The 20,058-nt window shown below is 60.3% G+C and carries 16 protein-coding genes; 9 read left to right on the plus strand and 7 right to left on the minus strand.

Annotated features, from left to right (window positions below; translation table 11 throughout):
• Both H522_RS19305 and H522_RS0112875 read right to left on the minus strand, forming a co-directional pair.
• Positions 1–215: DUF4277 domain-containing protein (locus H522_RS19305; RefSeq protein WP_035453880.1), on the minus strand; the 215-nt coding region annotated here is incomplete at its 3' end.
• 210 nt (positions 216–425) lie between these two features.
• Positions 426–1,925, minus strand: a complete 1,500-nt coding sequence (locus H522_RS0112875; RefSeq protein WP_035453883.1) for an aldehyde dehydrogenase family protein — start codon at positions 1,923–1,925, stop codon at positions 426–428.
• 363 nt (positions 1,926–2,288) lie between these two features.
• Between H522_RS0112875 and H522_RS19310 the strand changes: the two genes are divergently transcribed.
• The 3 genes from H522_RS19310 (at position 2,289) to H522_RS20645 (ending at position 6,781) form a co-directional block, all read left to right on the plus strand.
• Positions 2,289–4,412, plus strand: coding sequence for a transglycosylase domain-containing protein (locus tag H522_RS19310; protein WP_245578111.1), 2,124 nt, complete (start codon positions 2,289–2,291; stop codon positions 4,410–4,412).
• A 171-nt stretch (positions 4,413–4,583) separates the two neighbouring features.
• Entirely contained in the window at positions 4,584–5,771 is a 1,188-nt protein-coding gene (locus tag H522_RS0112890) for a pyridoxal phosphate-dependent aminotransferase (protein ID WP_026962644.1), read from the plus strand.
• A gap of 269 nt (positions 5,772–6,040) precedes the next feature.
• Positions 6,041–6,781, plus strand: coding sequence for a hypothetical protein (locus H522_RS20645; RefSeq protein ID WP_051344247.1), 741 nt, complete (start codon positions 6,041–6,043; stop codon positions 6,779–6,781).
• A 166-nt stretch (positions 6,782–6,947) separates the two neighbouring features.
• Here the strand turns inward: H522_RS20645 and H522_RS0112900 are convergent, their stop codons facing one another.
• Complete coding sequence (locus tag H522_RS0112900) at positions 6,948–7,373, minus strand: hypothetical protein (RefSeq protein ID WP_026962645.1); 426 nt, start codon at positions 7,371–7,373, stop codon at positions 6,948–6,950.
• Positions 7,374–7,603: 230 nt separating this feature from the next.
• Between H522_RS0112900 and nadC the strand changes: the two genes are divergently transcribed.
• Complete coding sequence (gene nadC / locus H522_RS0112905) at positions 7,604–8,449, plus strand: carboxylating nicotinate-nucleotide diphosphorylase (protein WP_245578112.1); 846 nt, start codon at positions 7,604–7,606, stop codon at positions 8,447–8,449.
• Positions 8,446–10,044, plus strand: a complete 1,599-nt coding sequence (nadB, locus tag H522_RS19320) for an L-aspartate oxidase (protein ID WP_051344248.1) — start codon at positions 8,446–8,448, stop codon at positions 10,042–10,044. The genes nadC and nadB overlap by 4 nt, the downstream gene beginning before the upstream one ends.
• 71 nt (positions 10,045–10,115) lie before the next feature.
• On the opposite strand, the gene H522_RS20650 is transcribed toward nadB, so the two are convergent.
• Positions 10,116–11,414 (minus strand): C40 family peptidase, encoded by a 1,299-nt coding sequence (locus tag H522_RS20650; RefSeq protein ID WP_051344249.1) that lies wholly within the window; start codon positions 11,412–11,414, stop codon positions 10,116–10,118.
• Positions 11,415–11,578: 164 nt separating this feature from the next.
• On the opposite strand from H522_RS20650, the gene H522_RS0112920 reads away from it, so the two are divergent.
• The 4 genes from H522_RS0112920 to H522_RS0112935 all read left to right on the plus strand — a co-directional run bounded on the left by H522_RS0112920 (position 11,579) and on the right by H522_RS0112935 (position 16,954).
• Positions 11,579–12,235, plus strand: coding sequence for an SGNH/GDSL hydrolase family protein (locus H522_RS0112920; RefSeq protein WP_026962647.1), 657 nt, complete (start codon positions 11,579–11,581; stop codon positions 12,233–12,235).
• A gap of 255 nt (positions 12,236–12,490) precedes the next feature.
• Complete coding sequence (locus tag H522_RS0112925) at positions 12,491–13,930, plus strand: amino acid permease (RefSeq protein WP_026962648.1); 1,440 nt, start codon at positions 12,491–12,493, stop codon at positions 13,928–13,930.
• A 182-nt stretch (positions 13,931–14,112) separates the two neighbouring features.
• Positions 14,113–14,775 (plus strand): ATP-binding cassette domain-containing protein, encoded by a 663-nt coding sequence (locus tag H522_RS0112930; RefSeq protein WP_026962649.1) that lies wholly within the window; start codon positions 14,113–14,115, stop codon positions 14,773–14,775.
• Entirely contained in the window at positions 14,747–16,954 is a 2,208-nt protein-coding gene (locus tag H522_RS0112935) for a YhgE/Pip domain-containing protein (protein ID WP_026962650.1), read from the plus strand. The genes H522_RS0112930 and H522_RS0112935 overlap by 29 nt, the downstream gene beginning before the upstream one ends.
• An 81-nt stretch (positions 16,955–17,035) precedes the next feature.
• Here the strand turns inward: H522_RS0112935 and H522_RS21585 are convergent, their stop codons facing one another.
• The 3 genes from H522_RS21585 to H522_RS0112950 form a co-directional block, all read right to left on the minus strand.
• Positions 17,036–17,191, minus strand: a complete 156-nt coding sequence (locus H522_RS21585; RefSeq protein ID WP_155836428.1) for a hypothetical protein — start codon at positions 17,189–17,191, stop codon at positions 17,036–17,038.
• Between the two features lie 110 nt (positions 17,192–17,301).
• Positions 17,302–19,590, minus strand: coding sequence for a nitric-oxide reductase large subunit (locus H522_RS19330; RefSeq protein WP_081412127.1), 2,289 nt, complete (start codon positions 19,588–19,590; stop codon positions 17,302–17,304).
• Between the two features lie 126 nt (positions 19,591–19,716).
• Positions 19,717–19,998 carry a cupredoxin domain-containing protein gene (locus H522_RS0112950; protein ID WP_155836430.1) on the minus strand — a complete coding sequence of 94 codons (282 nt, stop codon included), beginning with the start codon at positions 19,996–19,998 and terminating at the stop codon, positions 19,717–19,719.
• Positions 19,999–20,058 lie beyond the last annotated feature (60 nt).

Below are 20,058 nucleotides of genomic sequence, written 5' to 3' on the forward strand. Positions count from 1 at the left end.
TGCCGTTCATAGAAACGTTGTACCCGATAGAGGGCTTTTCTGTCCGTCAGAATATTGATGAGAAGGGCCTTAATCCGCACCCCGACGGAAACACGGCAGTCTTCGGGTTTGACTGGAACAATCGCATCAATACGCTCCACCCATTTCAATCGCCGTATGAGTTCAGCGAATACGGGAGCTGCTTCAACCTTGTACTGCGATATGGGTTCAATCAACTGGAAATCCTCCGTGCCATGTTGCGATGGATGAAAGATTTCGCTGTGAACCCCCGTAAACCCTTTGGAAAATTACTGAACCACCCTATATCAGGCGCGGAATCTGTGTCAGAGCCTCTCAGCTTTGATCGAAAAAGGGCTGTTCCTGTCCGCCAAATGATGGCTTCTGGTACAGCCCCCTGTGTCTTTATTGTTGCTGGTCCTAAAATCTCACTCTGGAATGTAGGGCAAGTCTAGATTCTTAGGCGCGTTGATGACGTGCGTCTCTACGTACGACAGGATGCCCTCGGCACCATACTCGCGGCCAATGCCGGACTGCTTGACGCCTCCAAACGGAAAGCGGACATCCAGCCCCTGCACCGCCGCCGTATTGATCATCGTTGTTCCTGCCTCAATGCGGCGTGCCACCCGTACAGCTTCTTCGGGATCTCCCCACACTGAACTCGTCAGCCCATAGATGCTGTCGTTCGCCAGGGCAATCGCTTGCTCCACATCGTCGTAAGGTAGAATGGGAACCGTCGGACCAAACTGTTCTTCGACGACAATCTTATCGTGATAGTCACACCCGAGAACCAAAGTTGGCTGCATAAAGTACCCACGCTGAAACTGCTCCTCATTCAGCACCGTACCTAGCGGAATCACTTTTGCACCGCGGCTTTTCGCGTCATCCACGAGGCTCTGGACATATTTGAGTTGGCCCAGGTTGTTGACCGGCCCGACCGTCACGCGCGGATCGAACGGATCGCCCACACGAATCCAACGGTTAGCCGCCTCGACGTATTTGTCAACGAAGGCGTCGAAGATTGAACGGTGGACGTACACCCGCTTAGCAATCATGCAGATTTGGCCACTGGTAAGAAAATTGCTGATGACCAGTCGCCGCATCGCCCGGGCGTCGTTGACGTCAAAACTGGGCAGTACAATCGCCGCGTCGTTGCCGCCGAGCTCCAAGGTCATGTGCTTGATGGTATCGGCTGCCGCCTTCATAATCGACTTGGCCGTCTTAGTCCCACCCGTAAAGGCAATCTTTGATACGTCCGGGTTGGATGTCAACTCGACGCCCACCTCAGCTTCGCCATGCACCATGTTCAGCACACCCGGTGGAAATTCGGCGGCAATCAATTCCATAACTTTAGATACCGTAAGCGGTGCGAACGGACTCGGTTTGAGGACGATGGTATTGCCCGCCAAAAGCGCCGGTGTGACCTTAATAGTCGAAAGGGATATCGGGTAGTTCCAGGGCGTAATGGCAGATACCACGCCAATCGGATCACTCGTCACGATGGTCTTCCCACCATCGTGTTCCGTCACTTTGTCTTGAAGCAGTTCTTTCGCAGTATTACAGGCGTATTCCATCCACATCAACGATACGGCAAACTCACCCTCGGAATCGTATAACGCCTTACCGTGCTCGCGGGAAAGTAGCCGTGACATTTCCGGTATGCTTGCTTTAATGCGCTCAATAGCCCGACGCATTCGTCGGATACGCTCATCGATATCGGAATGTCTCCATTTCATGAACGCATTGCGCGCCGCTTGTATAGCCTCAATCGTCTGTTCACGCGTGTTCAAAGGTCCGTATCCGACGATTTCCTCTGTATTGGCTGGATTTTCACGTGGGTATGTTTTGTCAGTAGAAACCAGTTCTCCATTGATGATCGCATTTACAGTAATCGGTTTCTCGCTCAAGTGATAACCTTCCTTTCTCATTCCATGAAGATATGCCTAGACGGAGCTACGGATTGCGTTGCAAATGAATTATATATCTCGACCTTGCTGACACAAAATCGTAAGTCACTTACGATTAGAATGGTGGTTACTACGGACCACTCTCATGGACATGCTTCAAAACCAATTCCGCTTTCTCATGCAATCCAAGATCATTTCGCCCATGTACATCCAAATCGATTCCTTTAGCGGTGATGGCTTCTTCCAAGAATATTTACAAAACCACTCTAGTGCAGACCTGAAACGACTCACGCACATCATTTCCTCCTCGGAGGGAAATATACAATCGATTCCATACCAACAATCCGCTTCCTGTCAGTTTCAATCCTGGGAGGGGTGACCACCGTGCCGGTCGACACGTATGCGACCGCTCATCCGTCCAGCACCGGACCTCTGCGCCGAAGGTCCTACCCGCGTCGCCTGGCGTGGCTCTTACTGCCCGTCTGCCTCGGCTTTGCGGGCATGTCGGCTGCGCTGGTGGCGCTGCGCCAGGCGCCGCTGCCCAAGGGGACATTTGCCCGCCCCAACACCCTCGTGGCGGCGAATGGACAAGTGCTGGCCGACTGGTCCCCGTCTGGCCCCGCGCCACGGGAAGTACCCCTCACCGACATCCCCCGCTCCCTGCGGGAGGCCACCCTGGCGGTCGAAGACGCCAACTTCTACCACCACCACGCCCTCAGCCTGAGCGGCCTGGCCCGCGCACTGTGGGTCGATGTCCGGCATGGACACGTGGTCCAGGGCGGATCGACCATTACGCAGCAGCTCGCAAAAAACCTGTTTCTCAGCCAGGACCGCACACTCGGGCGCAAACTGCGCGAGATGCTGTACGCGATACAACTGGAGCTGCACGCGAGCAAGTCCGACATCCTCGAGAAATACCTAAACGTCATCTACTACGGCCACGGGGCGTACGGAGCGGAAGCGGCGTCCGAGTTGTACTTCGGCAAACCGGTGCAGCAGTTGTCGCTGGCTGAGGCGGCGCTGTTGGCCGGCCTGCCCAAAGGCCCGGAGCTGTACTCCCCGTACCGCAGCTTTGCCGCAGCGAAAGCCCGCCAGCACCAGGTGTTGGACCGGATGGTGGCGGCCGGCTACCTCACCCCCGCGCAGGCGGCGGAAGCCTACCGGCAGCCATTGGCGATTCAAAAACAGCCGCAGCAGACCCGTCCAGCCCCGTACGCGACGCAAGTGGCGCTGGATGAGGCGAGGCGGCGCTTCCACCTGACGGACACAGCCTTGGAGCAGGGCGGTGTGCGCATCACGACGACGGTCGATCCGCTCCTGCAAAAGGCGGCGGAGCGGGCGGTGGCGACCACCCTGCCGCCGCACAGCGGTCTGCAGGCGGCGCTGGTAGCGCTCGACCCGAAAACGGGCGCGATTCTCGCCTTGGTCGGGGGCCGCGATTATCGGCAAAGCCCGTACAACCGGGCGTTCGCCGAAAGACAGCCGGGATCGACCTTTAAGGCGGTGCTGTACGCGGCAGCCCTGGAGCGGGGCTGGTCACCCGCGCGGGAAGTCAACAGCGAGGAGACCACGTTCCTTTATTCGGATACGGATAACGAAGAAGCAGGCGCGGACAAGCGCTACACGGTGCACGACTTTGGCAACCTGTACGCGCACCGACCGCTCACCCTGCGCGAGGCGCTTGCCAGGTCGGACAACGTGTACGCGGTCACGACCAACCTGGAACTCGGGCCGCAGGCGGTTATCCGGACGGCGCGGCAAATGGGCATCCAGTCGCCGCTTATGCCCTACCCATCCCTGGCCCTCGGCGTTTTCCCGACCAGCCCGCTGGAGATGGCGACCGCCTACGCGACCCTGGCCAATGGGGGGCTGCGCGTGCACGCGCACGCGGTTGCGCGGGTGTCCACGGCTGCGCAGGACACGACTAGGGCCATGGGTGCAGTGAACACAGACACGGCCGCGGGTGCCGGCGCAACCCTACGTGACCCTGTCGGTGAGGCACCCGAAGCGGGCCGGGAACGGGTGCTGTCAGCCGGTACCAGCTTTATCCTCACCGATTTACTGACCAGCGTACTCAAACCAGGCGGCACCGCGTACCCGGTTACGCGCTACCTGCACGGGCCGGCCGCAGCCAAAACCGGAACCACCGACACAGACGCCTGGATGGTGGGCTACACCCCGCACGTGGTCTGTGCGGTGTGGGTGGGCTATGACAATAACCGGCCACTCACCCGCAGCGAATCGCACCTGGCCGCACCGATTTGGGCAAAGTTCATGGGCGTGGCCCAGCAGCGCCTGCCGGGGCCGTGGTACACGCCCCCGGCCGGACTTGTGCGAGCAACGATTGATGTGTCCTCCGGGCTATTGGCTACCCCCCAGTGCCGGGCGACAGAGACCGACTACTTTCTACCGGGTACGGAACCGACGGCGTTCTGTCCGCTGCACCCTGCGGCTTTACCGCCCATCCCGACGCCAACGCGACCATGGTGGCATCGACTGTGGGGATGACGTCCTGCCGCCGTCAGGTTGTCTCGGGTACCTGATCCCTTTCCAGACACGTATTACAAAGCTACGCCCCGGCAGCTGCGCCTCCGATAGCTGAGAAATTCCGTATCCCGATGCAACCAGAATGCGTATCTATGCTAAAATTATGGGCAGTCTAGCGAGGGAGCGTGTCACATGGAACAACGCCTATCGAGTCGCGTCCGCCAAATCACTCCGTCTGCCACCATCAGCATTGATACGAAGACCAAGGCCCTTATCCGCGAGGGGAAACCGGTCGTCAATATGAGCGTCGGCGAGCCGGACTTTGATACCCCGGTTGCGGCCGCGTTCGCGGGCATCCGCGCCATCACCAGCGGCCAGACCCGGTACACCCCGGCCGCCGGGCTGCTGGAGCTGCGCAAAGCCATCGCGCACAAGCTGATGGTCGAGAACGGGTTGTCCTATGCGCCAGAACAAATCATCGTCTCGTCGGGAGCCAAGCACTCCCTGTTCAACATCTTCCTGGCCATTTGCGAGCCGGGAGATGAAGTGATTCTGCCAGCCCCCTACTGGGTCTCCTACCCGGAACAGATTCGGCTTTCCGGGGCGGAACCGGTGATTGTTCCCTGCGGTGAGGAGAACGGCTACAAAATCACTGCGGATCAACTGCGGGCTGCCATCACGTCAAAGACCAAGGCGTTCTTGCTCAACTCGCCGAACAATCCGACCGGTGCGGTCTACAGTGAATCCGAACTCAGGGCCATCGGCGAAGTCCTGGTAGAACACGACATCTTCCTGGTCACCGACGAAATCTACGAGCGCCTAGTCTATGGGGTTCGTCACGTCAGCCTGCCGGCGCTGTTCCCTGAGTTGACGGATAGGACCCTGGTGGTCAACGGGTTCTCAAAGGCGTTTGCGATGACCGGCTGGCGGCTGGGTTACGTCGCGGCGCCTGCCGATGTGGCGAAGGCGCTGGCCAGCCTGCAAAGCCACGCCACCGGCAACCCGGCGTCCGTCTCCCAAGTGGCCGGCATCGCGGCCCTCTCTGCGTTCGATCCGAACATGGTCGAAGAGTTTCACCGCCGCCGGGATAAGCTGGTCGCGGGGCTGCGCGAACTGCCAGGCATCACGTGCCAGGTGCCGGAAGGGGCGTTCTACGCCTTCCCGAATATCGCGCAGCTGTACGGAAAGTCGTACAAGGGTCAGGTCATCGAGAATGCCAACACCTTCTGCGAGTTGCTCCTGGAGCATGAATTGGTATCCGCGGTGCCAGGCGGTGCCTTCGGCGCACCGGAAAACATCCGCCTCTCCTACGCCGTCGCGTACGAGCAAGTGGAGACGGCACTGGAGCGCATCGGCCGCTTCGTCCGCGAGCTGGTCTGAGTCTGACCGCTGCGCGCAGCCAATCCGTACGGAGCTTGCTCCGTAGTATCCGACTCAAACAGCCCGGTCTCCGGCTGCACAGCCTGGAGACGGGGCTGTTTTATACGTACCGGCCTGGCGCACTTGTGTGCCGCCCTTGTCCCCCATGCCCGCCCTTGCCTCACCCATCCCATTTTCTGCCCCCGGCGCGTCCCTCACCATTCGTCGTCCACATCCATACACTGCAAACAGGAGTCAGCCTGTGTGCGGATGAGATGGGAGGGTTCGACATGCGCACGAACGGTTCCCGGCAAATACGCTCCCGCCGCGCAAGGCGTGCGCAGCGCTTGCGCGACCTGGGCAGCCCGTGCAGGCGAGCGCAGAGCGCGCGCAAGCGGGCGCGTGCAGGCAGAATGGAAAACCTAGGAGAGGACGTCGCCCTGGCGATGGCACAAGCACGGAGAGGTTCCAGTGGTTCCAGTAAAAATGCCAAAACACGCAAGGCGTCCGGGAGGACCAAGACAAAGAGCGGCGTGCCCGCCGTACGTCCAGGACGGCCAGGCGCCACCACGACACCCAACAAGGACCTATCGAAGCTATTGTCGCCAAAGAACCTTCAGGAGTCCCTGAAAACCGTCGGCACCTTGCGCAACTTCGTCAAGAACGGCTTGAATTACTTGCAGCAGGCGGATCGGCTGTTGGATACGCTGTACGTGACCTCCAACTCGCTAAGAGAGAGCGGTGTACTCGAAAAAATCATCAAGAACCGAGGGCGCAACCTCACGACCGAAGACTTTACCAACATCCTGATGGCATTGATGAATTCCCCGCTGGGTGGACAGGTACTGAAAGGATCAGGGGGCGGTGGAGATAGTAATGTCAACGCCGCAGGCACGGCGGAGGCCAAAACTCCGCCGCAAGGCCCGCCCCCAGGTGGACAGCAGGCAGGAGCACCCGGACCGGGAGGCGCTCCTTATCCCGGGGCTCCCCCCTACCCCGAAGCGGGCCATCCCGGCGTCCCACCGTACTGATGTGACGCCGTACCGCATAAAAGAGCCGGCCATGGCGGCCGGCCTTTCTGCATCCTCTCACGTCCTATTCCGTTTGCCTGGGTCTGCGGGGCCAACAACCAGGTGGGGAAGGCCAAAGCCGCGACAGACCCCAAGGGGTCTTGCGACCGCCTGCTTGACTCCCCCCTTACTTGACGTTTTTCGGGACGAACTTCTTAATCTCTTTCAAGGTCTTGTCGTCCACATTCTGACCGTACTTTTGCATCAATTCATCCACGTTGGCTGTTGGGCCGTTTTTGGTTGCATCTTTATAGGCATTGACAAACTGCTTGATACGCTGTTCAGGCACCGGTAGCCCGAGCTTATTGGCAAAGTTTTTCGCCAACGCCTCGACATGGTTGGGGTCTTGCCACTCTTCGGGTTTGACCTTTTTCACATCTTCGAGGATCTCGAAAATGGCCTTACGCTTCCCAGACAGGTTTTGCTTTAGGCTATCCAACGCGGTTGGGCCGCCGGCTGCGGCCGCCGCAGAGGTCGGCTGGGACTCCGGTACGGGCCGTGGTGCCTTCGCGCGCTCCTTGCGGCGCGACTTTTTTCCACCTTTCTTCTGCACGTCTCACCCTCCTCTGTCGCTGCCGAGCGCTCGTGCGAGCCTCACCAACACTCTATGGATGTGACATGGAAAGTGCGCCGGCCGCAGTCAAAAACGGGCGCTTCGCCCATGCCCGCCCATACCGGCGATTCCTTCTACATCCAGCCACCTCATCTTGCCGAAGTCATATGTAAAGACTATTGTATATACAGATAGGCGTGCGAGTGTTCAATGCAAAGGAGACGATCTGCGTGTCCCGTCTTACGCGGCTAGCCGCTGTGAACTCGTTGATTGACCTGGCGCTCGCCGAGGACGCCCGCCGCGGCGATTTGACCAGCGAAGCCATTGTCCCTGAGGATTTGCAGACCACCGCCACCATCCGCGTCAAAGGCCCAGCCCGAGTGGCCGGCCTGCCGCTGGTCGAGGCGGTTTTTCACCGGTTCGATCCGGACGTTCAAGTCACGTTTTTGGTCGAGGAGGGTGCAGACCTTGAGGGGACGACGAAGGTCTGTCGGCTGAACGGTTGTGCCCGCTCCATCCTAACCGCCGAACGGACCGCTCTCAACTTTCTCGCCCGGCTGACCGGAATTGCCACCATGACTCGAGACGCGGTTCGGGAGCTGGCGGGCACCCAGACCCAACTCCTGGATACACGCAAGACCACCCCCGGTTGGCGCGACTTGGAAAAGTACGCGGTCAAGGTTGGCGGCGGCGTCAACCACCGCTACGGCCTGGACGACATGGTGCTCATCAAGGACAACCACATCGCCCTTGCCGGCAGCGTGACAGAGGCGATTGCGAAGGCCCGCGCGTACGTGGGACTGGCGCCGAAGATTGAGGTGGAAGTGGACACCCTTGACCAACTGCGCGAGGCGCTGACGGCTGGAGCGGACATCATCCTGCTCGACAACATGGATGACGCGACCCTGGCGGAAGCGGTCCGCATGACGGAAGGCCGCGTGCCGCTCGAAGCGTCAGGTAATGTCACCATTGCCCGCCTGCGCAAGATTGCCGCAACCGGTGTGAATTACGTCTCCATGGGGGCGCTCACCCATCAGGCGGTCAGCGCGGACGTCGGATTGGACGTGGAACTATGAAGCCGGAAGTGTGCGATTTTATCGTCGTCGGCAGCGGCCTGTCCGGCACGACGGCGAGCTGTCTGTTGGCGAAGTTTGCCGACGTCCTTCAGGTCTCAAAGACGCCGCCTACCGGCAGCAACTCCTGGGCCGCCCAGGGCGGGGTTGCGGCGGCGCTCAAAGACAGCGACTCCCCCCAATTGCACGCCGCAGACACCCTGGCCGCGGGGGCGGGGTTGTGCGACGTTCAGCACGTACAGCGGCTGACCCAGCGCGCCCCGCAGCTAATGGCTTGGCTGACGGCCATCGGCGCCGGGTTTGACTCGGACGAGCAAGGCCGTGTCCGGCTTGGGCTGGAAGGGGCGCACTCGCAGCCGCGCATCTGGCACGCCGGCGGAGACGCCACCGGCCGCCACATTCTCCAAGCGGTGGACGCCGCTGCGGCTGCGCAGCCGCGCCTCGCGCGCTGGACGGACATGGAGGTGACAGGGCTGCTCCTGGCCGGGCAGCGCGTGGTCGGCATCTTCGGCAAGCGAGGAAACCAGCCTAGTGCCGTATACGCTCGCCGCGCAGTCATCCTGGCCACCGGCGGGATTGGCCAGCTCTACCCGTATACCAGCAACCCAACCGGGGCCACGGGCAGCGGCATCGCCCTCGCCTACCTGGCCGGGGCGCGGGTGCAAAACATGGAGTTTGTGCAGTTCCACCCCACCGTGCTCGCGGCCCCCGGCAACCCGCGCTTCCTCATCTCGGAAGCGGTCCGCGGCGCCGGGGCGAAGCTGTTCGACGAACAGGGGCGGCACTTGATGGCCGACTTTCCGCGGCAAGACCTGGAGCCCCGCGACCTGGTGGCGCGGCAAATTCACCGGCACCTGCTTGCCGGCGGTCGGGTCTACCTGGATGCGCGCGGCATCCCCGACTTTGCCGAGCGCTTCCCGACCATTTCCGCACGCCTGGCGACCTTGGGCATTCATCCAGAGCAAGACCTGATTCCGGTGGCGCCCGCGGCCCACTTTTTTATGGGCGGTGTGGCCGCCGATCTGTCTGGCCGGACGTCGCTGGATGGGTTGTTTGTCCTCGGTGAGGCCGCCTGTACAGGCGTGCACGGTGCCAATCGCCTGGCCAGCAATTCGCTGCTCGAATGCCTGCTCATGGGGCACGAGGTGGCGGCGTTCTGGCAGGCCGAAGGAAACCGAGCTAACCCGCGCACCCATAAAACCCATACCGACGCCAGCAACGTCCCGGACGCAGACAGGGTGGTCGAGATACAGCCAGACGACGAATCCACACTCCAATCGATTCACGAAACCCTCTGGCAGGCTGGCGGCATTGTCCGTGACCCGGACCGGATGCGGGCTGGCCTGGATGAGTTGGCATCGTTGGCGACAAAGGATAAGCCGTCGCCCGGCGCCATCGTTGCCAGCCTCATCCTGCAGGCAGCCCTGATGCGCGAGGAGAGCCGCGGCGCTCACTTTCGCACCGATGTGCCGCAGCCAGTCCCCGCCTGGGACGACCAGATTATCGTCTGGCTGCGTCAAGACGGAGTCGATGTCGGGAGCGTCGTTTCCTTGGCCGCAGTAGGCCGCCCCGACCAATTCGCCGTACACACCGGATAAAGAGCGTTGTTCGTCTCCGGCACGCCTCTGCACGCCCGCAAGCGTTTCGCATTCGCGCGGCTTATTCAGGGTCAGTACATCCGCCGCACAACCGTGAGGTGATCCCGCCAGTAGCTGCCGGGCTTCATGCTCACATACCCAACCTTGCCGAGGCCCCCGCCTTCCTGAATCATTTGGTCGTTGCCTGCGTAAATCCCCACGTGGCCGCCGTGATTGAAGACGAGGATGTCGCCCGGCTGCATCTGGTTGGTCGGGATCGTCACCCCTACCGACTGGTACTGCTTGCGGCTGGCGGTGGTGAACTGATACCCCAACGCGTGGTGGAACACGTACTCGACAAAGTTGCTGCAGTCAAAACCAGTCTGTCCCTCGTCCTCGTTATGTCCCCAGATGTATGGTGTCCCGAGTTTGCTTTTCGCCACCGAGAGCACCGCGCGCGTCTTATCCGCCACCGACGCGCTTGTTCCCACCACGGGTCGAAGGTTTGGGTCCAACGTCACGCCCGGCGGTGGAATCGGGACGCGCGCAGTCGTACCGCGGCCCTTGATGTCCGATGGCGCGGGCCCAACACCGGTCGGTCCCGCCCCTATATGTCCGGCTGGGCCGATCGTGCCGGCGTTTGCTTGCGTTGTGGCCTTGCTCGGAGCCGCTGGCGAGGCGACATTCACCGGAACATCAATGGTGGTCGATCCGGCCGTCACTGGTCCCACGGTATCCGTCACGACATGCGTATACTGCGGGTTTGTGGTGATATAGACGTTTTGATTTTGCCAACGAATCTCGTACCACCACGGGTTGACCTTGCGCACTAACGGAGCTTTCTCGCCGGCCTGCAGCCGTCCTAAGACCGCGCTGTTGATGCTCGGCTCTTTGTGATAGCTGACCCAGCCATGATTCGTCGCCACGTACTGTACCGGCGCGCCTGGCGTGGCCAACGCCCCGGTTGGGGTACGCCGTGGCCCACCGAGTTCGTAGATGAGGACAATCCGGTGCACCGCCTTATCCGGGAAATTGGCGGTGACGTAGTTGATGATGCCCGGTTTATCGGCGAGATCGACAGTATCTTCCATGCCTCCCGTCCCGGCCGGACGCGGCGCGGGCGCTACGGTCCCGCCTCGCTGTACCTGCAGTCGAACCGTGTGCGTATGCGGATTGTAATCTTTGCCGATGACGCGAGCAACGCTGCCTGCGGTGGCACGCGTAGTCGGCGGTAACGCTCCGCCGAGCGAATTCCCTGTTACGTTCCCAGCCAAGCCACTGGCCGAGGTGCGGTTTTCGGAACCTGGGCCGCCACAGCCGCTGACCACGAGAACGGCCAGGACCGCCCACGCAGCCATACGCCGCACAGGCCCTTGCGCGGAATGCGCCATGAGCTTCACCCCCCTAAAATCTGCCTATAGGTTCAGGGTTCGCCAGGGCGCCCCAATCCATGCGGCATGCAGGAGCCGGCTCACGCACGTCGAACAGTAACACGTCGAACAGCAAGTTGATCGAGCTGTCTGAGAAGTGTCACCGAAGAGGAGGAAATCGATGTATGCGCATTCAGGCGAAACAAAAGTTAGTCATGATTGGCGATTCGATTACTGACTGCGGGCGTCAGCGCCCGGTCGGCGAGGGTTCATCCCTCGCTTTGGGCAACGGCTACGTCGCATTGGTAGATGGTTGGCTGCGGGCGTTGTACCCGGACTATGGGATTCGTGTGGTCAACATGGGTATCGGTGGGGACACGGTGCGCCACCTCGCCGCGCGCTGGCAGACGGACGTGATTAATCAAAAGCCGGACTGGCTGTCGGTGATGATTGGCATCAACGATGTCTGGCGCCAGTTTGACCACCCGCTGCAGCCGGAGTGGCACGTGCTCCCGGAGGAGTATGAGCAGACCCTGCGCAGCCTGCTCGAGCAGGTGCGGGGTAGTCTGTCCGGGCTGGTGCTGATGACCCCGTTCTATCTGGAGCCCAACCGGGATGACCCGATGCGGCGGCGGATGGATGAATACGGCCGCATCGTCCGCCGGGTGGCCGACGACTTTGCCGCCGTGTTTGTCGACACGCAGGCCGCGTTCGACCAGCTGTGGGCGCACACCTATCCGGCTTCCATCGCCCTCGACCGGGTGCATCCAGACCTGGCCGGCCACACCCTCTTGGCCCGCGCCTTCCTACAGGCCATCGGCTTCGACTTTCAGCGTCGGTAAGGCCTAGTCCCCTTGGTGCAATCCGCCCGTATACACGCTTGGTTCCCCCGCCGCGCCTTCCCTACGGAGACCGACGCGGCGGGTTCTCTTGCCCTCATCGTTTCCATGCATAGTTATACAATCCTTTGTTGACTTCAATTCCCTGTCTCCCCTCTCTTGCCGATTGGACAATAAGGTTGTATAGTCGACTACGTTAATTCTTTAGCATACGAAAGAGGGCGCGGCCGCGAGGCCGTTTTTTAGGGGGTCTCATCAATGCGTGACGGTAAGCTGGGGGTTTGGATGCTGACGGCCCTGGTCGTCGGCAACATGGTCGGCTCCGGCATCTTTATGCTGCCCAGACAGCTGGCGGAGGTGGCCAGCCCGGCCGGCAGCATCCTCGCCTGGGCGTTGACCGGTGCCGGGGTGCTGATGATTGCGCTCGTCTTCGGCAATTTGGCCATGCGTAGGCCGGATTTAAACGGTGGGCCGCAGATGTATGCCAAAGCCCTGTTTCGGGACGGATCGACCGCGTCCGTCTTGTCCGGGTACTTGGTGTCCTGGGGGTACTGGGTGGCCAACTGGGCAGGCAACGTGGCCATCATCACCACGTTCGCCGGCTATCTGTCCACCTTCTTTCCGGTTCTCAACAGCCAGACGCCGCTGTTCTCGGTCGGGCCGCTGACCGTCGGCGTCGGCAATCTGACCACGTTTCTTGTCTGCACCGCGCTGCTCTGGCTCGTGCACGGGCTCATCCTGCGCGGGGTGGAAGGCGCGGGTCAGGTCAACCTAGTGGCGACCACGGCCAAAGTGTTCGGCTTCGTGTTTTTCATCGCGGTCAGTTTGTTCGTGTTTGAGAAATCCAACATCCTTCCGTTTGCAACGGTCAAGCACGACGGGGGGCAAAGTGTGGGTCTGTTCGGACAAGCGGGGAATGCGCTGGTCTCCACGTTGTGGGCGTTTGTTGGCGTGGAATCGGCGGTCGTGTTCTCGGCGCGGACGCGCAAACAACGGGATATCAAGCGGGCTACGGTATTCGGGCTGGTGCTGACGGTAATTATCTACATGGGCATCTCCATCCTGACTATGGGCGTGTTGCCGCAGGCGCAATTAGTGCACACGGATAAGCCGCTGGTCGACGCGTTGTCTGTGGCCATCGGACCGGCCGGCAGCGACATCATGGCTCTGCTCGGCCTCGTGTGCCTGGCCGGATCGACCGTGGGATGGATTCTCTTGAGTGCCGAGGTGGCGTATCAGGCGAGCCGCCAGGGCCTGTTCCCCGGCGTGTTTGGGCGCGAGAACAAGCGCCAGGCGCCATCGGTTTCCCTGACGATTACCAACATCATGGCGCAGGTGTTCATCTTCTCGACAATCTCGCACTCCATCGCCAAGGCGTTCGATTTCGTGACGTTTGTCGCCACCCTGTCCTATCTGCTGCCGTACATCATCGCGACCATCTACCAGTTGAAGCTGACCGTATCCGGCCAGACGTACGCCGGCCAAGGCAGACAGCGTCTCGAAGACTTTGTTGTGGCGGCATTAGGGGTCATCTACTCGGGCTGGGTGATTAAAGCGGGGACGTCCGACCTGCGCACATTCCTGTTCGGTGTCGGCCTCATCGCGTGCGGAATCTTGTTCTTTCCGTTTGTCGTCTCCTCGCGGCGCCGACGCGATACGTCGGCGGCCGACTCCGGCGAGAAGGGAATCGTGGCCTGACCAGAAAGCGCGACGCTTCGCATCGACTTCAGAGCAAAACCCAAGGGCACTTTCCGGCCCCTTCCTTGTCCAGTCCCGATTGGGGGCTGGACTTTTTCACATACTGTGGTATGATGCCTTTCGTCAACAAATGACACAATGTCATTTTATCAGTGGACAACCGCCTAAAGGAGATGGCTGGAGTGCCGCTTTACGTGCAACACCTGACACTGGGCCCAGCCGCCAAGCCGCTGTGTACGGACCTATCCCTGACCCTGGCGCCCGGGGAAACCATGTCCATCCTCGGAGCCTCCCACTCCGGCAAGTCTTCGCTGCTCCTGTGTTTGGCAGGCCAGCTGCAACCGCAATCGGGACGAGTTGGCGTCGGCCCGGATGCAGAACGCTTGCACTCGCCGCGGTGGGGAGAGATAGGGCTGGGGCCCATCCCGGTCTTGGCGCCGCTGTTCGAGACCCTCACCGTGCGCGAACACCTGTCATTGCAGGCAAAGCTATACCGAGTCCGCGGCCACCGGCAACGGGTCCAGGAACAACTGCATCGCTACCAGCTGGAGACGGTGGCCAGACGGCGGTTGAAAGACCTGGACGCATTCACCGCCGTACGGGCTGCCATCGCTATCACCACCGTCCATCGGCCGCAGTTCATCCTGCTCGATGAGCCGGATAAGGACCTGTCGGAAGCCGAGTGGCAGGAGACCACCCGCCTCTTGCAGGCGCTGGCCGACGAAGGGAGCGGGGTCGTGTTCACTACCGTCAACGCGAGCCATGCCGCCTGGGCCGACGTAAAGGTCAATCTAGGAGACGAAGGAGAGGTCAGGCGTGAACCTGTGGACCGTCATTCGCATTGAAGCCCGCCGCATCTGGCGCAACCGCCTGATGCGGATTGGACTGTTGGCCATGTGCCTCCTGCCTCTGCTCTATAGTGCCCTCTACCTGTGGGCCTTCTGGGATCCGTACGGCCACCTCGATAAGCTCCCGGTGGCTGTGGTGAACAGAGACCAGGGCGGCCGCCTCGACGGCCATTCGGTCAATTACGGGCATGATCTCGTTCACTCCTTGGTCAAAGACCAGTCCCTCGAATGGCATTCGGTCAGCGCTACGGCCGCACGGCAGGGTCTGGACGACGGACGCTATTACATGGAGGTGTACATCCCGGACTCGTTCACATCCGATGTGCTCAGCGTCAATTCGGACCACCCGCACAAAGCCCGGCTCATCTTCATCCCGAACCAGGGGCAAAACTACCTGGCTGGCCAGATTGTCTCGCGGGTCGAGAAGGACCTGGCGGCCAGCCTCAACCAAAAGTTCAGCAAGCAGTTCATCTCCCGCCTGCTCGATGTTGTCGGTCAGGAAGCGGGTGGCATTAGCAAAGCCGCAGCCGGGGCGAAAAAGCTTGCAGACGGTGGCAAGCCCCTGGTCAGCGGCAGCAAGGACTTGGCCAGCGGGGTGCAAAGCGCGGATGACGGGGCACATCAGTTGGCCGCCGCGTTGGCCCAACTGGACAGCGGCAGCCAGTCGCTCGCGAGCGGGGCCACTCAAGTGGCCACTGGCACCGACAAAGTGAACGCCGGCATCGGCCAGGCGGTGAATGGCGTGGGCCAAATTCGGCAGCAGATTCGCCCCGCAGCCGGACCGTCGAGCCAATTGGCCCAGGGGATGAATCAGGCAGCCAGGGCGGCCGGCCAGATGTCCTCAGCCAGCCAGAGCCTGCAACACGGATTAACCAAGGCAGCTGACGGCAGCGCCCAACTGGAAACCGGCCTCGCCCAGTCGAAAGACGCTTCGGCCCAGGTACAACAGGGGATTGAGGCAGCGATGTCCGCACTCAACCAAGCCCCTGCCTCCGATCCGCACGTTCTCGCCGCGCTCTCCGCGTTGCGCCAATCCCTGGCGGGATCGCAAAAGGTAACTGCGGGCCTGGGGCAGCTGCAGTCGGGCGCCGCCAACCTCACCTCGGGACTGAACCAGGAGGCGGCCGGCCAACAGAAATTAACCCAGGGTTTGGACCAGCTGTCTGGCCAATTGTCGCAGGCGTCGTACGCTACAGGACAGTTCAGCCGCAAGGTCGGCCAGCTCGACAGTGCACTAGCCCAGCTACAGTCAGGACTCAGCACGGCCCACACCTCGTTGGCGCAAATCGCGAACGCAGCCAGCCAGCTGCAGTCGGGCGCCAAGCAGCTGCAAAGCGGCCTTGGCCGTGCACACAGCGGCGCCGCTTCGCTGGCCAGTGGACTAGATGACGCCAAGGGTGGCAGCCAGTCGCTCGCCAGCGGGATGCAGAAGCTCCATCAGGCTCAGGTATCCTACGCTGACAAACTGGCGGATGCCGTGCCGGGCAAGGTTACGCAGCCGGCGGTCAAGGCGGATGTGATGAGCAGCACCATCCAGGCCGTGACTCATCCCATCCACCCGGTAACGAAATACGGGCCCGGCCTCGCTCCGTACTTTTTGCCGCTCAGTCTCTGGGTAGGCGCGTTGCTCTTGTACTTCCTGGTGCCGCTCCGAGAGGCGCGCTGGCGCCTATCGCCCGTCTCACCCCTGACGGTGACCCTCGGGAAGTTGGTCGTCCTCTGGGGCATCGGCGTGATTCAGGCGGTGGTAGCAGCCAGCGTGGTACTCTATGGGCTCGGGTTGACTGTGACCACGGTGCCTGGTTTTTACCTGTACTGTATGGGCATCTCCATCACAGACATCACCGTCATCGGGATGCTGTTGTCCGTGCTCAAATCCGGCCCCGGTCGAGTGGCCGGGATTGTATTGCTGATTTTGCAACTGACCTCAGCCGGAGGGACATTCCCCATCCAGCTGGTGCCGTCGTTCTTCCAGGCGGTGCACCCGTACCTGCCGATGACGTACGCCGTCGCCGGACTGCGCAACCTGATTGCCTTCCCGGCACATCAGACCGCATGGTACACCATCGGCGTACACGGCCTGTTCTTTATCGGATCACTCGCTTTGATGGTCTTGATGCACGCCCGACGCATCCGCCCAGAGCAACTGCAGGCACCGGATACGTTGGTATCGTAGGTGTGAAGAAGAATAAACGAATCCAACAATTCATCGTGCCAAATAGGCCACCTTTATCTGACTAGAGGTGGCCAATGTCTTTCAATCCATCTGTTCACGTACAATCACCCCAACGATTCCGACGGTGCGAAACGGCGCTCCGCTTGCCGATACAGCTTCTGGTAACGCAGGTACATCGCTACCCGCCAGGACAAAGGCGAGCATGATGAGGCTGCTGGTAAGTTGGGTTATGGACATCCGCTCGTTACCTCCCGTTTAAGGTTGTCCGAATACGCATTCTAAGGCGGGGTCGGCGGTCCCATGCATCGACGGATGGGCCGCCAATCGCCACGAAATCCCCACGATGTTCAATGTGTCAGCGAGACGGTCTTGGCAGGCTTCGAAGCCGACGTATCCGTGTCAGGCGAATCATGATTTGTTCGCCAGATCTGCCGCGCCTGCCACAGCTTGCGGCATATATCGTAGGACATTAGCAAGGCCCCCAAGGTAAAGAATATGTCGCCTGGGAAGCGGAGCCACTGCCACAATGTTGTCGTGTTATAGAACTCGATGCTGCGCGCAAACACGTAGTCGTGGGTATAAACGGCCGCCAATTGCTTAAACCCGATGGGCCAGAAGTTCAAGATGCACCACAGCGCCATACCGATGTTGTAGAACCAGAATGCCCAGAGGGCTGGCTTGTCGGACCATCCTGCGTCGCCGACAAAGTAACGCAGCGCGAAATAGATGAGTCCCAACCCCAAGAGGCCAAAGGCACCGAACATCGCAGTGTGGGCGTGCGCCAAGGTCAAGAACGTACCATGCTCGTAGTAATTGATGAGCGGGGCGTTGATGAGTCCACCCAATACCCCAGCCCCAAAGAAGTTCCATACGCCGGCACCCATGATGTACGTGAGCGCTGTCCGATGCTGAAAGTCGCGCGTCGCCTTGATGCGTCGATGATTGTCGATAGCCTCGACAATCATTAACAGGAGCGGCATGACTTCAATAAAGGAGAACATGCTGCCCAGGCTCAACCAAATCCAGGGTTCCCCGACCCAGTACATGTGATGGCCAGTACCTACAATCCCGCCGAGGAAGACCAGAATCAGTTCAAACCAGGTGGATCGCTCCGCGGTTTTGCGGGAAACCAATCCCAAGGCGACCAACAGGTATGCCCCTGCGATAACCGTGAAGAACTCAAACGTCCCTTCCACCCACAGATGCACCACCCACCAGCGCCAGAAGTCGGTGAGGGTAAAGGAGTTCATAATCCACGTTACCGGGAACATACCGAACACGTACATGCCAGCGATGGAGATTCCCGAATAGAGAAGCAGATGCTCCAAACTTCCGAACCCACCCTGGCGCTTCAACGCTGGCCAAAGCGCCCGGCCGAGGATGAACACCCACAACATCAGGCCCGCAAACAGCGCAAGTTGATCAAACCGACCTAACTGCAGGTAGGTCAAGCCCTGGTTGCCAAACCAAAACCAGCTGTTCCCGGGCAGCCAGCCCTTAATTCCAGCGTACAGCCCGAACAAGGTGGAGAGGCCCACCACCCAAACTGCGACAAACAGGATATCAACCAGCAGCCCTTGCCGTTTTGACTCCTTACCGCTGATGAACGGAGCCAAGAACACGCCTGCCCCAATCCATGCAGTCGCAATCCAGAAGATAGAGGTTTGAATGTGGATCGCTTTTAATACGTTGAACGGGAGAACGTTCAGTAGATTGATCCCGAAGAAACTGGCCCGGTCCGAATAGTAATGGGCCATGATGCCGCCGGCGCCAATCTGGATGAGAAACAGGATGGCCACCGTGACGAAGAATTTGCCCGTCTTGCGCTGACTTTCCGTCAGCTTCGGAAAGCCGCGAATCGCCATCTCCCCAAATTCGTCGAGCGGATCGGCAATCTTGGCGAAGTAGAACCACACCGTCGCACCGATGCCCGCCAGTAGGAAGCCAATCGAGGCCCAAGTCCAGGTGAAGGTGGCCGTGGTCGGAGTGTTGCCTACGGATGGATCATACGGCCAATTGTTTGTATAGGAGTAATCCAATCCCGGCCGATGCGCAACGGCGGTCCAAGCCGTATACCACAAAAAGTCCGACACATTAGCGGCCTGTATCGAATTGAGGGCGCCCGGTGCGCTGTAGCCGATGGCTGGCGTGGTCTTCAGCAACCCGGTCTGGGTCTGGTGCAGAACCTGCTGTATGACCGCCGCCTCTGTATCGGACACGGTCAACACACCGTTTTTCAAGTTTGGATGCTGCAGCTCGTTCTGCACCTTGGCCCGAATTTCAGCCTGCTGGCCTGCATTCAGTTGTGACCAGGTTTTCCCGTACTTTATCTCGGCGTACCGGTTCATCATCCCAGTCGCCGTCTGATGCAACAAAAGCGCGGTGTAGTCTTCCCCATAGTACGATCCGTTCCCATACACGGATCCGTAATCCATCAGGTCGGCTTCCTGAAACCCGGCCTTACCGGCGACAATCTGGTCCTCCGTCATCAGCACCCGGCCCGATGCGGAAACGACTTTCTCCGGGATGGGCGGCGCGCCTTGATAGGTCTTGACCGTCCCCCAAACGAAGATGGCGACACACATCACCAGTACGACCAGAAACACCCGTTTGAGCCACTTGGTCAACGGGTCCATAGAACCCCCTCCTCTGCCACGTGGTCCATGATGCTGTTGGTATCCATCACCGACCTCATCGTGCCAGAGAATCGAGAAGGCCTTGTGTGCGCTGCGTCACGTAAACTCCAATATAGACCATTCGTATCAGGCGAGGGGTTCGTTCCGCCTAGGCGTTTCTGACGTTCTTCGTTTAACCCCTGACACGTTGATGAAGGTCATCAATCCACCCATCTCCGCCATTTGGGTCACTGAACCATCTCCAGCAGCACTCGGATTTTCCGCATAGTCAAGGATGTGGCAATGCACAATGGCGACTTTGTCCCCAACCTTAACACGAATGAGCGGTCCAGGGACTTGTCTGTTATACCCCCAGGCTTGAATGACTTCACCCGAGTAGAGCTGCCACGGAAATTCGAAAGCCGTCAAGTCGAACTCCTTCGTACCATCCGGAAGAATCTTTGGAACCATGGCTTTTTCATGTAACAT

The sequence above is a fragment of the Alicyclobacillus herbarius DSM 13609 genome, from assembly GCF_000430585.1.
Taxonomy (GTDB): domain Bacteria; phylum Bacillota; class Bacilli; order Alicyclobacillales; family Alicyclobacillaceae; genus Alicyclobacillus_G; species Alicyclobacillus_G herbarius.